Annotated in this window: 11 protein-coding genes; 2 read left to right on the top strand and 9 right to left on the bottom strand. The window is 60.0% G+C overall.

The genetic code is table 11. The features are described 5' to 3' along the window. Positions 1-435: 435 nt before the first annotated feature. The 8 genes from ASG55_RS12525 to ASG55_RS12490 all read right to left on the bottom strand — a co-directional run bounded on the left by ASG55_RS12525 (position 436) and on the right by ASG55_RS12490 (position 9,388). Positions 436-1,233: a MetQ/NlpA family ABC transporter substrate-binding protein gene (locus ASG55_RS12525; protein WP_056787041.1), complete on the bottom strand. Its 798-nt coding sequence runs from the start codon at positions 1,231-1,233 to the stop codon at positions 436-438. Between the two features lie 255 nt (positions 1,234-1,488). Next, entirely contained in the window at positions 1,489-2,409 is a 921-nt protein-coding gene (locus ASG55_RS12520; RefSeq protein WP_041477457.1) for a sigma 54-interacting transcriptional regulator, read from the bottom strand. A 51-nt stretch (positions 2,410-2,460) separates the two neighbouring features. Next, complete coding sequence (locus ASG55_RS12515) at positions 2,461-3,042, bottom strand: alpha/beta hydrolase (protein WP_041477456.1); 582 nt, start codon at positions 3,040-3,042, stop codon at positions 2,461-2,463. 363 nt (positions 3,043-3,405) lie between these two features. Continuing rightward, entirely contained in the window at positions 3,406-3,807 is a 402-nt protein-coding gene (locus ASG55_RS12510; RefSeq protein ID WP_056787038.1) for an ExbD/TolR family protein, read from the bottom strand. Between the two features lies 1 nt (position 3,808). After that, positions 3,809-4,534, bottom strand: coding sequence for a MotA/TolQ/ExbB proton channel family protein (locus ASG55_RS12505; RefSeq protein WP_041477454.1), 726 nt, complete (start codon positions 4,532-4,534; stop codon positions 3,809-3,811). Positions 4,535-4,579: 45 nt separating this feature from the next. Next, positions 4,580-5,389: an energy transducer TonB gene (locus ASG55_RS12500; RefSeq protein ID WP_056787036.1), complete on the bottom strand. Its 810-nt coding sequence runs from the start codon at positions 5,387-5,389 to the stop codon at positions 4,580-4,582. A gap of 272 nt (positions 5,390-5,661) precedes the next feature. Continuing rightward, positions 5,662-7,005: an aryl-sulfate sulfotransferase gene (locus ASG55_RS12495; protein ID WP_056787033.1), complete on the bottom strand. Its 1,344-nt coding sequence runs from the start codon at positions 7,003-7,005 to the stop codon at positions 5,662-5,664. Between the two features lie 22 nt (positions 7,006-7,027). After that, positions 7,028-9,388, bottom strand: a complete 2,361-nt coding sequence (locus tag ASG55_RS12490; protein ID WP_056787030.1) for a TonB-dependent receptor — start codon at positions 9,386-9,388, stop codon at positions 7,028-7,030. A 165-nt stretch (positions 9,389-9,553) separates the two neighbouring features. On the opposite strand from ASG55_RS12490, the gene ASG55_RS12485 reads away from it, so the two are divergent. Both ASG55_RS12485 and ASG55_RS12480 read left to right on the top strand, forming a co-directional pair. After that, positions 9,554-10,498: a LysR family transcriptional regulator gene (locus ASG55_RS12485; protein ID WP_056787027.1), complete on the top strand. Its 945-nt coding sequence runs from the start codon at positions 9,554-9,556 to the stop codon at positions 10,496-10,498. 178 nt (positions 10,499-10,676) lie between these two features. Next, on the top strand, positions 10,677-12,293 hold the full coding sequence (locus tag ASG55_RS12480; protein WP_056787025.1) for an alkaline phosphatase family protein: 1,617 nt from the start codon (positions 10,677-10,679) through the stop codon (positions 12,291-12,293). A 197-nt stretch (positions 12,294-12,490) separates the two neighbouring features. Here the strand turns inward: ASG55_RS12480 and ASG55_RS12475 are convergent, their stop codons facing one another. After that, entirely contained in the window at positions 12,491-13,399 is a 909-nt protein-coding gene (locus ASG55_RS12475) for a TauD/TfdA dioxygenase family protein (RefSeq protein WP_056787022.1), read from the bottom strand. Positions 13,400-13,496: the final 97 nt, after the last annotated feature.

Below are 13,496 nucleotides of genomic sequence, written 5' to 3'. Positions count from 1 at the left end.
TTTTCAGGAAAGACCTCCAAGGACCCACAGCTTTTGGCCAGACTCTCCGGCCCATCCACCACAAGGAAGAACAACATGGACGTAAAAGTGCCGCAGCGGCTGGATCCGCAGGACATTGTGAAATTGCTCAGGGCGTTGCGCCGGGCGTTGAAGACTACAGCGTAAGTCGAAAGCCCCTCACCCCAACCCTCTCCCGAAGGGAGAGGGGGCCGACCGTGGTGTCTTTCGTCGTACATCGACCTGACGAACCGAGTCGATTATGGATTCAGCGACGCACGAACAGGTCGACGGGCCTCTACAGCATCCCCCAATCGGTCCCCTCTCCCTCTGGGAGAGGGCTAGGGTGAGGGGCTTTTCAAGACACACAAAAACGCCGATGACCATCACTGGCCATCGGCGTTTTCACGTCTGAAGCGGATTTACTCAAGCGTCAGATCAGAACGCCGGCAATACCGCGCCGCTGTACTTCTTCTCGATGAAGGCTTTGACTTCCGGGCTGGTCAGGGCCTTGGCCAGTTTCTGGATCGCGTCGCTGTTCTTGTTGTCCTCACGGGCCACCAGGAAGTTCACGTACGGCGAGTCAGCGCCTTCGATCACCAGCGCATCTTTCTGCGGGTTGAGCTTGGCTTCCAGCGCGTAGTTGGTGTTGATCATGTCCAGATCAACTTCTTTCAGCACGCGCGGCAGCAGGGCCGATTCCAGTTCCTTGAACTTGAATTTGTGCGGGTTCTTGGCGATGTCTTTCGGCGTTGCCAAAGCGTTTTTCGGATCTTTCAGTTCGATCAGACCGGCCTTCTGCAGCAGGATCAGCGCACGGCCGCTGTTGCTGCCTTCGTTGGGGATGGCGATGGTGGCGCCATCCGGCAGTTCAGCCAAGGTTTTGTACTTGCTCGAGTAGCCACCGAACGGTTCAACGTGGACGCCCTGCACGGTCACCAGGTACTTGGACTTGTCGTCCTTGTATTTGCCTTGGTTGAAGCTGTTCAGGTACGGCAGGGTCTGGAAATAGTTGGCGTCCAGACGCTTTTCACCAACCTGTACGTTCGGTTGCACGTAATCGGTGAAGACCTTGATTTCCAGATCCACGCCTTCTTTGGCCAGGGTCGGTTTGATCAGCTCAAGGATTTCAGCGTGGGGCACCGGCGTTGCGGCAACCACCAGTTTCTCGCCGGCGTTGGCGAAAGAAGCCGTCAGCGCAGCCGCCAATGCGGTAAACAACAGAACCTTTTTCATGCAGTGTCCTTATCGAAAATCACGGTCGTCATCGACGACGGCATTTAATACGTGTGCCAGTGAAGTGATATCGCTGGCGTGAGGCGGACAATACCCGGATTTTTTATTCCCGGACAATAACGTTTATTCAGCTTCATATTCCATTTTGTTCATACAGCTCTACCTCAACTGAAGGAGCTGCCGAAGGCTGCGATCTTTTGATTTTCAAGGCTTTGAGACAGCTGAAGATCAAAAGATCGCAGCGTGCCGCAGCTCCTACAGAAGTTTGGCGTCCGCCAGAAGTTGCTTGAGCGCGGCTTGGTCAGCGGGGGAGCCGGTGGTCAGGATCTGTTTGATCTGGCTTTCGATCTGCGTCAGCACCGGCGGCAGATTCAGATGTTCCGGCAGGATCTCGTCGCCGGTGCTGACCAGCAGGGCAAAGTGAATGACGTTTTCCAGTTCGCGAGTGTTGCCCGGCCAACTGTGTTGTTCGAGCACATGTTGCGCCGCTTCGCTGATCAGCGGTACGGGCAGGTCAAGACGCTGGCTGTAGATGCCAAGGAAATACTCGGCGAGCGAGAGAATGTCGCCGGTCCGCGCGCGCAACGCCGGCAGCTCCAGATGACCCTCGCTGAGATAGTGATAGAGCCGCTCGTGAAATTTCCCGGCGTCCACGGCCTGGGCCAGATCGATGCTGGTCGCCGCCACCAGGCGCACATCCACCGGGCTCGGCTGATGCGCCCCGACGCGGGTGACTTCGTGATTTTCCAGCGCCGCGAGCAGCTTGACCTGAATCGGCAGCGGCAGGTCGCCGATCTCATCCAGGTACAAGGTGCCGCCGTTGGCCGAACCGAACCAGCCGGCGCGGCTGCTGGCCGAACCGCTGTAACTGCCGGCGGCGTAGCCGAACAGCTCGGCGTCGGCGTAGGTCGGGCTGATCGCGCCGCAGTTCACCGAAACGAACAGACCGCTGCGGTCACTGGCGCGATGGATATGCCGGGCGAGCAGCTCTTTACCGGTGCCAGTCTCACCGCGAATCAACACTGAAATCGAACGGGGAGCCAACTGCTCCAATTCCTCGCGCAATTGCCTCGAGCGTGGGTCGACGAACACCAGCGCCTTGGCGCGAATGCTCAGAGGGCTTTTTTCCGCATCGGGAAAGGTCAGCAAGGGCTGACCGAAGGTTTCAAAACTCATGGCAGGCTCCCGCCCAAAACCGCCAGCCGACGGGGGCGTTGAAAAATTAGATCAGGCGCGACGGCGGGCGTGGTCTTCCAGGCGGTTTTGCAGGCGATAGAGATAGGCGAAACCCTGCTCCCAACGCTGATGCCCGGACTTGACGTTGATGTGCCCGGCACCGGCAAGAATCCCCGCCTCCGCCCCCCAGTTGCGTGCCAGTTCGAGCGCGCGCGGGGCACTGACGGCGGCGTCGTTGTCGGAGCTGACGACCTGACTGGGAAACGGCAAAAGATCCGTCGGGATCGGCGCGAAATTGCGCAGTGCCGGCGCACAGGCAGGACGCTCGACATCGGCCGGCGCAACCAGCAACGCCCCGCGCACCTGACGCAGGTATTGCAGCGGCGCAGTCGCCGCCCAGTGGGCAACGGTGATGCAACCGAGGCTGTGAGCGATGAGGATCACTGGCGTGCTGTCGGCGGCAATCGCTTCGGCCAGCGCGGCGACCCAGTCCTCACGACGCGGCGTCAGCCAATCGGCCTGTTCCACCCGTGCGCTGTTCGGCAGGCTGTTCTGCCAATGGCTTTGCCAATGATCTTCTGGCGATCCTTGCCAGCCCGGCACAATCAGGTAGCGGATTGATTCGTTGCGCATGGGGAAGCTCTCCTGCGTCGTGTCTGTTCCGGGTCGAGTATAGGGAGAGGAGTTATATTCGTTAAGGAATAAGAAGCTATTTATTAAGACCTGTATCGAATATGTGATCTGTGTAGGGCGTGAGATTCTTCCCCCTCACCCCAGCCCTCTCCCCCAGGGAGCGAGGGGGAAAGGGGGCTGATCTTCAGGCTCTTCAAATCTTGAGTTCGACTGGATTTCTCATATCGGTGTATAGCCGCCAGACAACCCGGTCAGTCCCCTCTCCCTCCGGGAGAGGGCTAGGGTGAGGGGCTTTTCAAAAACTGAACGCAAAAAAAGGGCCGCACCCTGCCAAGGAGACGGCCCCGGAAAAACGAAAATCTGTCACCGCGCGGTGATCACCGACAACTTGGTAATCCCCGCCCGTTCGATCGAAGCCATGGCACGCGCCACTTCGCCGTAATTCACCCCGTCATCGGCCTGCAATTGCACGCGCACCTCAGGGTCCTTGGCTTTGGCCGACTTGAGGTTGAATTCGAGCAAGTCGGGCTGAATCTCGTCCTTGTTGATAAACAGTTTGCCGACGCCGTCGATGCTCACCACCAGCGGATCCTTCTGCTCGACCGGTGCCACCGCTTCGGTCTTCGGCAGGTTGATCGGGATCGCGTTGGTCAGCAGCGGCGCGGTGACGATAAACACCACCAGCAGCACCAGCATCACGTCTACCAGCGGCGTCACGTTGATTTCGCTGAGCACCTCATCCGTGTCTTGCGTGGAGAAGGCCATATCAGGACGCCTCCTTCACTTTTGCCGCGTTGCCCGACGTTGCCACTTTGTGTGCGGTCGGGTGGATCAGCACGCGGAACGCGCTCTTCTGCGCCAGGCTGTAGAAGTCGTGGGCGAAGTCATCCAGATCCGCGGCGGTCAGTTTCAGCCTTCGCAAAAAATAGTTGTAAACCAGCACCGCCGGCACCGCAACGGCGATCCCCACGCCGGTCGCGACGAGTGCCGCACCGATCGGGCCGGCCACCGTTTCCAGGCTCGCCGAACCGGCGGCGCTGATGCCTTTCAAGGCCTCCATGATTCCCCACACCGTGCCAAACAGACCAATGAACGGCGAGGTGCTGCCGATACTCGCGACAACCGCCAGACCGGTTTCCAGCGAACGCCGTTCGCGGACGATCTGCTGGCGCAAGGCACGCTCGAGGCGATCCTGATGGTTGATCGCCTGGCTCAGATCATTCGCCTGCGGCGCCTCGCCCACCTGGATCGCTGCATAGCCAGCCTGCGCCACTCGCGCTGCGGCGCCGGGCTGGGTTTCGCTCAACTCTGCCGCGGCATCCAGACTCGACGCCGCCCAGAAACGTTTGTGAAAGCGCCGATCCTGCGCTTTCAGACGACCGAACTGCACAGCCTTGAGCAACGCCAGGCCCCAAGTGGCGACGGAAAAAACCACCAGCAGCCAGATCACCGCGCTTTCGATGGATTCCAGTGGAGATGCCAGTAACGTCATGATGTGTTCCCTCGTGTAAACATTTCGCGCGAATTTGGTTTCGGTTTAATGAATCTTGAAATCGATGGGCACGCTGACCCAGCCGTCCTGGGCGACATCACCCTGTTTGGCCGGAACGAAACTCCAGCGCTTTACAGCGTTGAGCGCTGCGTCGTCGAGCTGCTGCCGGCCACTGCTTTTGGCAATCTGGATCTCGCCCGGTTTACCGCTGGCCAACACATGCACCCGTAACAACACCGTGCCTTCCCAACCGCGCCGCTGGGCCAGCGACGGGTATTCCGGCGCCGGATTTTTCAGATACGCAGCGTTGGCTGAAGCCGGGGTAACGGGCGCCGGTGCCGGTGGCGCAGCCGGCGCTGGTGCGGCGACGGGCGCTATCGGTTTCGCTGGCGCTGGCGGCTGCTCTACTGCCTTTGGCGCCGGTTTGGGCGGCGGTTTCACCACCGGTTTGGGTTTGGCGATCGGCTTGGGCGGCGGCGGTTTCACCGCCAACTCGTCCTCCACTGGCGGTGGCGGCTCGACCACGGGCGCCGGTGGTGGCGGCGCAACAACCGGCGGCGCGGGCGGAGCCGGACGCGAAAACTCGATGGTCATCGGCGGAATTTCCGGCGGTACCACCGGCAGCACTGGCGTCGGCTTCTGGCTGACCCAGTAAATCACCGCGCCATGCACGACCAACGCGAGCACACCGAGCAAAAGGGTTTCGCGTCGACTCAAAATGCCCTTGGGAGCACGTTGCAAACGCAACTGCCCCAACGGCACCCTATGCGGCCGGCCAAGATCGACCAGCTCGCCACTCGGCGTGTGCCGCCACAGCAATTCCCCTGCGCTGGCGGCGGTCTGGACATTGCCCATTGTTCAACTCCCTGCGGTCTCTTTCCGTTCTACGAGCCAAAGCGATCGACCCGCCATTCTTGAAGCCCCCACGGCGTAGTCGATGGGGCAATCATTGGGCCTGAACGCTTATCACCGAAAGTAATCTTTGAAGTTATGTATAGATCTGCATGGAATATACAAATCGGCCTTTTTCACCGAGGCCACGCGCTACAAGGGCTGCAGCGATGAGCCGTAAATCGCATGCCTTTGCGGCATGAAAAGTATTCGTCCACGGCATCCATCCGCGCCCTTCAACGGCTGGCATTGGTTTGCTGCACGCCGACAGCGGGCGCGATCACTGCAGTCTCTGAACGCGGTGTACCGGCAGGCACCCAGTCATAGCTCACCGGCAGCGCTCGATACACCCAGTTGCTGATTGCATCGCTGCCCGGCGCTTTGCCCAGATACGGGCTGACGTATTCCCAAACGTTTTCACCACTGGCGGTTACCTGGAAAAACCGTCCGTTCATGCCTTCGTCGATCAACGTGTTGCCGTTGGGCAACCGCCGCGCACTGCTGATGAACGAGCTATAGAACGCCCAGCCCGGCTGCTTCGTATTGGCCGCGCTGTACTGCCAGACGATTTGGTTTTTCTGTGGGTCGATTTCCAGCACCCGCGAGCCGGATATCAACCCAAGGGTGACGTTTGGATAGCCCGCCGAGCCCTGGTTATCGAACACCAGCAGATTGCCGGCGCCGGGCAGCCCGGCGGGGATGATGTGCGCGTCATGCTGGCCGACGAACTGATCGACCGGACGCGGCAGTTTCTGCGCGGTTTTCGGATTGATCAGCGGCAGATTCGGCCCCAGCCGCCAGACCACTCTGCCGCTGCTTTTGTCGATGATGGCGATGAAGTTGGCGTTGCGTGAATCGATCAACAGATTGTCCGGACTGAAGCGCTTGTCACCGGCGTCGAACCACTTGTTCGGCCCGACCAGACTGAGGTTGTTGATGTGCAGGTAATCCGGATTGTCACTGGCGCGCACCAGTTTCAATTGCTCGGCAGTGAAGCCGAATTCGCTCAGATGATCCGAGGCCAGCCACTGCCATTTCACTGCACCGTCGGGGCTGACTTCGTAGATCACATCATCGATTACTTCGGGCGCCTTGAAGCCTGTGACCTTGTGCACCTTGTTCGCCAGCACCACGGTGTTGCCATTGCTCAAGCGCCGCTGATCGTGATGTTGCTGCGCCGCGCCACCAGGAGCCTTGTCGCCCCACTGCCAAACCACTTTGCCGTCCCAGTCGAGTTCGCCGACGCTCTGGTTGCCCAGGCCATTGCCCGCCGAGCCGAGCTTGCCGGGGTCCTTGTCACTCAATTGCAGCAGCACATGGCCGCGTTTACCGCCGACCAGTTGCGGGTCGATGATTGCGGACGGGAAACCTGCCTGCGGCCAGGTCTTCACTTCGTTGCCGTTCATGTCGATCAGGTGCGTCTGTTTGTCGGCACCGCTGAAGATCACGTACTGGTTAAACGCCTTGTCTGGGTCATAACGGGTGACTCCAGTCGGGTACACACTGGGCGCGGCGAAAGCACCGCTGCTCAGGACTGCGCCGGATAGCAGCAGGGGTAAAGCGCTTTTGATGGGCAACATGGTGCAGCTCCTTAAAGGCAAATCAGAAGTCGTAGCGACCGGTAACGCCGAGGGTTCGCGGGGTGCCGAGCAGGCCTTCATAGCCGCCGTTGCCGCCGGTCCACAGAGTCGTGTAGTAGGTTTTGTCGAAGGCGTTTTTCAGCCACAGCGAGACATCCCACTGGCCCTGATTGAAATCGCCGCGCAGGCCGGTGGAAAGGTTGACCACCGCGTAACTGGGTATCTGCCCGTAATCGGAATCCTCGACCGTGCCCACCGCTTTGGAGCGGAACGCGTAGCTGCCGGTGACGTAGGGTTCGAAGCCGTTATCCAGATTCCATTTGTATTCGCCGTTGGCGTTGCCGATCCATTTCGACGCGCCGACCACTTGATGGCCGCTGAGGTCGCAGGAGGCCGGTGCACCCGGGGCCTGGCTGACTTCCGGCGGGCACGGCGCATCCTTGTACGAGAGGTAGCTGACGTCGTTGTACGAGCCGTTGAAATTCAGGGTCAGGCCACGCAGCGGCACCAAGGTGCTTTCGAACTCGATGCCGCGCGAGCGCACCGAGCCTGCGTTGGTCAGGTATTGCACGCGGTTGGCGGCGTCGTAGGCGTTGGTCTGGTAAGCGTTGACCTGGGTCCAGAACACGTTGGCGTTGAGTTGCAGGCGGCGATCCCACAGGGTGCTTTTGAAGCCGAGTTCGGCGTTGTTGGCGCGCTCGGTGCCGATCAATAACGAGTCGGCGCCAGCGGTAGGTGCGGAGCCGACCGCAAGGTTGACCCCGCCGGATTTCTCGCCGTGGGACAGCGTGGCGTAACCGAGCACATCGTCGGTGATGCGATAGCTCAGGTTGAGCAGTCCCGAGGGGCTGGAGCTGTACTGATTCAAGTCTCCGGAATCGTAGACGCCGGCACGGCCGCGACGCGCATTGGCTGCCGCACCCGCCACCGCCACGCCACCGAGCGGCGCGTTGCGGCTGACCGAGGCGTTTTTCTCCTCGTAGGTGCCACGCACCCCGGCGGTGAAATCCAGCCGCTCGCTCAGGTGCCAGGTGCCTTGGGCAAACAGGGCGAAACTGTCGGTCTGGATATGGCCGTTGCCGATGCTGGTGACGTTGGCCAGGCTGCCCGCCGGTGTGCCATTCCAGATGTCGGCCTGCGGGCCGTAATAGGCGAAGGATTTGTTGTCCAGATCCGAGCCGAAATAGTAGGCGCCGACCACATAATCGAAGAACTCACCCTTGGGCGAGGCCAGGCGAAATTCCTGCGAATACTGTTTGTCTTCCACCGACACGCCGGCGTTGTAACTGGCCGGCACGTTGAGGCCATCGTCGTTGCGCGGGGTGAAATTCCAGAAACGATACGAACTGACCGAGGTCAGGGTGAAGTCGCTCGGCAACGTCCAGTTGGCTTCCACCGACGTGCCGCCCTGATGCACGGTGACGTGCTGGTCATTGTCGAGATTGACCTTGCGATGCCGGCCGTTGACCAGCGTCGCCCCGGCCGCGCTGGCCCGCGATTCATACAGATTGACGCCGTTGATGGTCGGCCCGGTGTTGTACAGCACGCGGGTGCCGGCACTGGAATCTTCTTCGTTGTAATCGCCGATCCAGCGCAGATTGAAATTTTCATTGGGCTTGAACAACAGCTGCGCGCGGAAGCCCTCGCGGGAGCCGCCGTTGAGGTCGTGGCCGTCATATTCGTTCTTGATGTCACCGTCACTGCGCGTGCGATACGCCGAGAAGCGCCCGGCCAGTTGATCGTTGAGCGGCCCGGAAATCGTGCCCTTGGTCTGGAAATAACCGTCCTCGCCGACCGATGTTTCGATGCTGCGCTCAGGCGTGAAACTGGGCGCGCGGGTGCTGATATTGATGACCCCGGCGGTGGTGTTCTTGCCGAACAGCGTGCCCTGCGGCCCGCGCAAGACCTCAAGCTGCTCGATATCCATCAAGTCGAACACTGCCATACCCGGACGGCCCAGATAAACGTTGTCGATGTACAGGCCAACGCTGCCTTCCAGGCCATCACTGGCCGGGTTGTTACCGAGGCCACGGATCGACACGCTGGACTGCCGCGCATGCATGTAAGCGACGTTGACGCTGGGCACCAGTTGCTGCAAATCCTGAATCCGGTAAACCCGTTGCGTCTCCAGATTCTGCCCGCTGACCACGCTCATTGGCGTCGGCACGTCTTGCGAACTTTCTTCGCGGCGGCGCGTGGTGACGGTCACGGTTTCCAGCTGCGAACCGTTGGCCGCCGCTGTGTCTGCGGGGACGGGCGGAGGGGTTTCGGCTTCGGCGGCATAGCCGTGAGTCCAGCTGGCGCTGCCTGCCAGCAACAGCGCCAAAGGCAGGCGTTTGAGCCGTCGGGGAGATGGGGGTAACGCGAGATTCAACGGACTCATGGCGCGGCTCCTGGTCAAAAAACACACAGACATCTTCAGTGCTGCATATTCTTTTCAGTTATTTATTTATGGATTTACAAATATTTACTGCATAAGAGATTGCCTTTATAAGGAGTCGACCTAATGCATATCCAATGCATTTCCCGGATATTTTTTATGTGAAAAATGCATATCGACTTGCGCCAATTGCGTCACTTCATCGCTCTGGTTGAGCAACGCAGCTTTGTCGCTGGCGCGCAGGCGGTGAACCTGTCGCAGTCGGCATTCAGCCGCAGCATCCAAGCACTGGAACACAGCGTCGGCTGCCAGTTGGTCGACCGTGGGCGCAAGGAATTGCCGCCGACCAAACAGGGCCATGTGCTGCTCGAACATGCGCGGCGACTGGTCAGCGGTGCGCAGCAGATGGCCAATGAGATCAGCCAGTTCAATGGCCTCGAGGCCGGGGAATTGCGCTTTGGTTGCGGGCCGGCGCCAGCCGCCGGATTGATCCCGCGCGCGATCGGCGCATTCATCGGCCGCTACCCGAAGGCGCGCGTACAGTTTCTGGTCGATGACTGGCAGAGCCTGAGCAAACGCCTGCTCAGCGAAGAGTTCGAATTTTTCGTCGCCGATACCCGACAATTCGAGGCCGACCCGGATTACCAGACCCACCGCCTGCGGGCGCGCAAATGGCATTTCTGCTGCCGCGCCGGGCATCCGCTGACGGCGTTCGAACGCATCACCGCCGAGCAGTTGCTGAGTTATCCACTGGCCGTAAGCATTCGCCCGCCGAACCTGCGCAAGGTCATCGTCGACCTCAGCGGCCGCCCTGATTTCACCCCGAATGTGGAATGCGAAAACGGTTCGACGCTGTTGAGCGTGGTGCTGCGTTCGGAGGCGATCGGAATTGTCGGCGCGTATTCCGATGCGCTGCATCTGGCCAAGGGTGAGCTGGTCTGTTTGAAGATCGAAGGCCTGGCGGATGATCTGGAGGAGCTGTACACCCGCTATGGGATTGTCAGCCGCGCGGGGTATCGGTTGTCGCCACTGGCCGAGGCGATGATCGAACAGATCAAGGCGATTGATGCGGAGGATGAGGAGGTGTGTTCGCTGGAGAATTTCGCGGTCTGAGCTGGCCCCTTCGCGAGCAGGCTCGCTCCCACAGGAATACGCATTTCAAATGTGGGAGCGAGCCTGCTCGCGAAGAGGCTGATGCAATCGCTGCATAAAAACCATTCCCCAAATGCACTTGCCGAAAACCCCCACCGACAGCGAAAACCCTCACCTGTCCCACTGACCGGTGAACTCCATGCCCACCCCATCCAACCCCGTGCGCAACGTGCTGTACATCATGTGCGATCAACTGCGCCGCGATTACCTGTCCTGCTACGGCCACCCGCATCTGCACACACCGAACATCGATCGCCTCGCTGCCGAAGGCGTTCGTTTCAGCCGTGCCTACACCCAAGGCACGATCTGCGGCCCGTCGCGGATGTCGGCCTACACCGGGCGCTATGTCAGCAGTCATCAAGTGGCCTGGAACTCGGTGCCGTTGCCGCTGGATGAATTGACGATCGGCGATTACCTGCGACCTCACGGCATCCGCACCGCGCTGGTCGGCAAGACCCATGCGACGGCCAATGTCGACGCCTTGCAGCGGCTGGCGATCAACCCGCAAAGCGCGCAAGCCGAGTTGCTCAATGAGGTCGGCTTCGAACCGTACCTGCGCCACGACGGCATCTACCCCGACGATCCGTCATTCGACGACAAGCGCGAATCCGCGCCCTATACCCAATACCTGCGCGCGCAGGGCTTCGATGGCAAGAATCCCTGGCACGACTGGGCGAATGCCGCCGAAGGCGAGAACGGTGAAATCCTCAGCGGCTGGAAAATGCGTCATGCGAATTTGCCAGCACGAATTCCCGAGCAACACTCAGAGACTGTCTACACTACAACTCGGGCCATCGACTTCATCGCTGAGCAAGGCGAGAAATCCTGGTGTTTACACCTCTCGTACATCAAACCACATTGGCCATATATCGTACCGTCGCCATACCACGCCTTGTACAGTACGAAATCGATTCTGCAACCGATCCGCGCGACGCTCTCCGAAGCCAGCAAACACCCCGTATACACTGCCTTTCGCCAACATGAGGAAAGCCGCAACTTCTCCCGCGATTCAGTACGATTGAATGTAATCCCCACCTACATGGGCCTGATCAAGCAAGTGGATGATCAGTTGGGGAGACTGTTCGATTTTCTACAGAGCAACGGGCGCTGGGATGACACGTTGATCGTGTTCACCAGCGATCACGGCGATTTCCTCGGCGATCATTGGCTCGGCGAGAAGGAGTTTTTGCTGGAGCAGGCGGTGGGTGTGCCGTTGATCGTGCGCGATCCTCGGGGGGCGGCGGATGTCACTCGCGGCACTGTCGATGAGCGCTTGGCAGAAACCATCGATGCGCTGCCGACATTTCTTCAAGCACTGGGATTGCCGGCAGCAGAGCATCGGCTTGAAGGGCGTTCATTGATCCCGTTGCTGCACGGGGAAAATCCCGATTGGCGCCGCTATGCAATCAGCGAATACGACTACGCCTTCCAGGCCCCGGCGCGGGAACGTCTCGGCCAGCCGATCGACCGTTGCCGCATGACCATGGTGCGCAGCGAGCGCTGGAAATACCTGGCGTACGACGGGTTTAGACCGCAGCTGTTTGATCTGTTGAATGATCCGCAGGAGCTGAATGATCTGGGTGAGGACCCGGCATACGCGGCGGTGCGCGAGGAGCATGCCGGATATCTGTTTGAGTGGATGAGGGGGTTGAAGCGGCGGACGACGATCAGCCATCCGGAGATCGATTTGCGCGGGCAGCGGTTTCGTTATGGCGAACCGGAAACCGAGAAGGTTGTTCAGATTGGTGTTTGGTAGCGGGAAGAGCCCCTCACCCTAACCCTCTCCCGGAGGGAGAGGGGACTGAATGGGGGATATTTCAGAGGTGCACCGACCTGATCCAGCTTCACCGAATCCATAATCGATAAGGTCTTTCAGGTCGATGCATAACGCGAGATAACTCGGTCGGCTCCCTCTCCCTCTGGGAGAGGGCTGGGGTGAGGGGCTCTTGATCTTCAATCACGACCTTTGATGGTCTGGCTGCGCTGCCCATTCACCCCCACCGGCACCTCGCCCTTGAGCGTCACCCGGCGCACCACGCGATCCTGGGTGCCGTAATCATCAATCGCGTAATGCTGCGTCGAGCGGTTGTCCCAGATCGCCACATCTCCAGCCTGCCAGCGCCAGCGCACGGTGTTTTCCTGGCGGATCACATGGCTCTGCAGCAAGCCGAACAGGTGCGCCGAATCGGCCTGTGAATAACCTTTGATGCGTTTGACGAAATGCCCCAGCAGCAAGCTCTTCTCGCCGCTGATCGGGTGCACGCGCACCACCGGGTGCTCGGTTTCGTAGACGGTCGAGGTGAAGACTTTGCGATAGCGCTCCAGCTTCTCTGCCGAGACGTCCGGCTTCGCCCCGGCGTAGTCGTACTCGTTGCTGTGCACAGCGGTCAGTTTGTCGGCCAGCTCACGCAGCTCGCTCGGCAAACCGCTGTAAGCGGTCGCGGTGTTGGCCCACAGCGTATCGCCGCCGAATGCCGGCGCAACCACCGAGCGCAGGATCGATGCTTTCGGATAGGCATCAACGAAGGTCACGTCGGTGTGCCAGGAATTGGCGCGCTGGCCCTCGGCGCCGTCCAGCTCCAGAAGGTAGCGAGTGCCTTCACGCACCGGCACGGTCGGGTGCGCCACCGGTTCGCCAAGCAGATGGGCAAAGGCTTCCTGACGCTGATCGTCGAGTTGCGTCTGCTCGCGGAAGAACAGCACTTTGTATTCGACCAAGGCTTGCTGGATGGCTTCGACAGTGGCGGCGTCCAGCTCACCGGACAGGTGAACGCCGCGGATTTCGGCACCGATACGACCGGCCACCGGGTGAATTTCCAGCGCGTGAGAAACGGGTTTTACAGCGAGTGCGGCATTGCTCATGGGAAGACCCTCATCGACGGCTTGCGGTTTTGACGGCAGCGAAACAACGCTCTATCTATATTCCATTTACATCTAATAGATAATCACATGCTTCGTT

It is taken from the genome of Pseudomonas sp. Leaf434 (genome assembly GCF_001425545.1).
In the GTDB taxonomy this organism is placed as follows: domain Bacteria; phylum Pseudomonadota; class Gammaproteobacteria; order Pseudomonadales; family Pseudomonadaceae; genus Aquipseudomonas; species Aquipseudomonas siliginis.
Note: the sequence above shows the minus strand (reverse complement) of the source record. Positions and strands in the feature narration are given on the sequence as shown.

What these genes read in the sequence shown, in the direction of transcription:
- ASG55_RS12525 (WP_056787041.1), bottom strand. Translation starts at nt 1,233, where the DNA reads ATGAAAAAGGTTCTGTTGTTTACCGCATTGGCGGCTGCGCTGACGGCT.
- ASG55_RS12520 (WP_041477457.1), bottom strand. Translation starts at nt 2,409, where the DNA reads ATGAGTTTTGAAACCTTCGGTCAGCCCTTGCTGACCTTTCCCGATGCG.
- ASG55_RS12515 (WP_041477456.1), bottom strand. Translation starts at nt 3,042, where the DNA reads ATGCGCAACGAATCAATCCGCTACCTGATTGTGCCGGGCTGGCAAGGA.
- ASG55_RS12510 (WP_056787038.1), bottom strand. Translation starts at nt 3,807, where the DNA reads ATGGCCTTCTCCACGCAAGACACGGATGAGGTGCTCAGCGAAATCAAC.
- ASG55_RS12505 (WP_041477454.1), bottom strand. Translation starts at nt 4,534, where the DNA reads ATGACGTTACTGGCATCTCCACTGGAATCCATCGAAAGCGCGGTGATC.
- ASG55_RS12500 (WP_056787036.1), bottom strand. Translation starts at nt 5,389, where the DNA reads ATGGGCAATGTCCAGACCGCCGCCAGCGCAGGGGAATTGCTGTGGCGG.
- ASG55_RS12495 (WP_056787033.1), bottom strand. Translation starts at nt 7,005, where the DNA reads ATGTTGCCCATCAAAAGCGCTTTACCCCTGCTGCTATCCGGCGCAGTC.
- ASG55_RS12490 (WP_056787030.1), bottom strand. Translation starts at nt 9,388, where the DNA reads ATGAGTCCGTTGAATCTCGCGTTACCCCCATCTCCCCGACGGCTCAAA.
- ASG55_RS12485 (WP_056787027.1), top strand. Translation starts at nt 9,554, where the DNA reads ATGCATATCGACTTGCGCCAATTGCGTCACTTCATCGCTCTGGTTGAG.
- ASG55_RS12480 (WP_056787025.1), top strand. Translation starts at nt 10,677, where the DNA reads ATGCCCACCCCATCCAACCCCGTGCGCAACGTGCTGTACATCATGTGC.
- ASG55_RS12475 (WP_056787022.1), bottom strand. Translation starts at nt 13,399, where the DNA reads ATGAGCAATGCCGCACTCGCTGTAAAACCCGTTTCTCACGCGCTGGAA.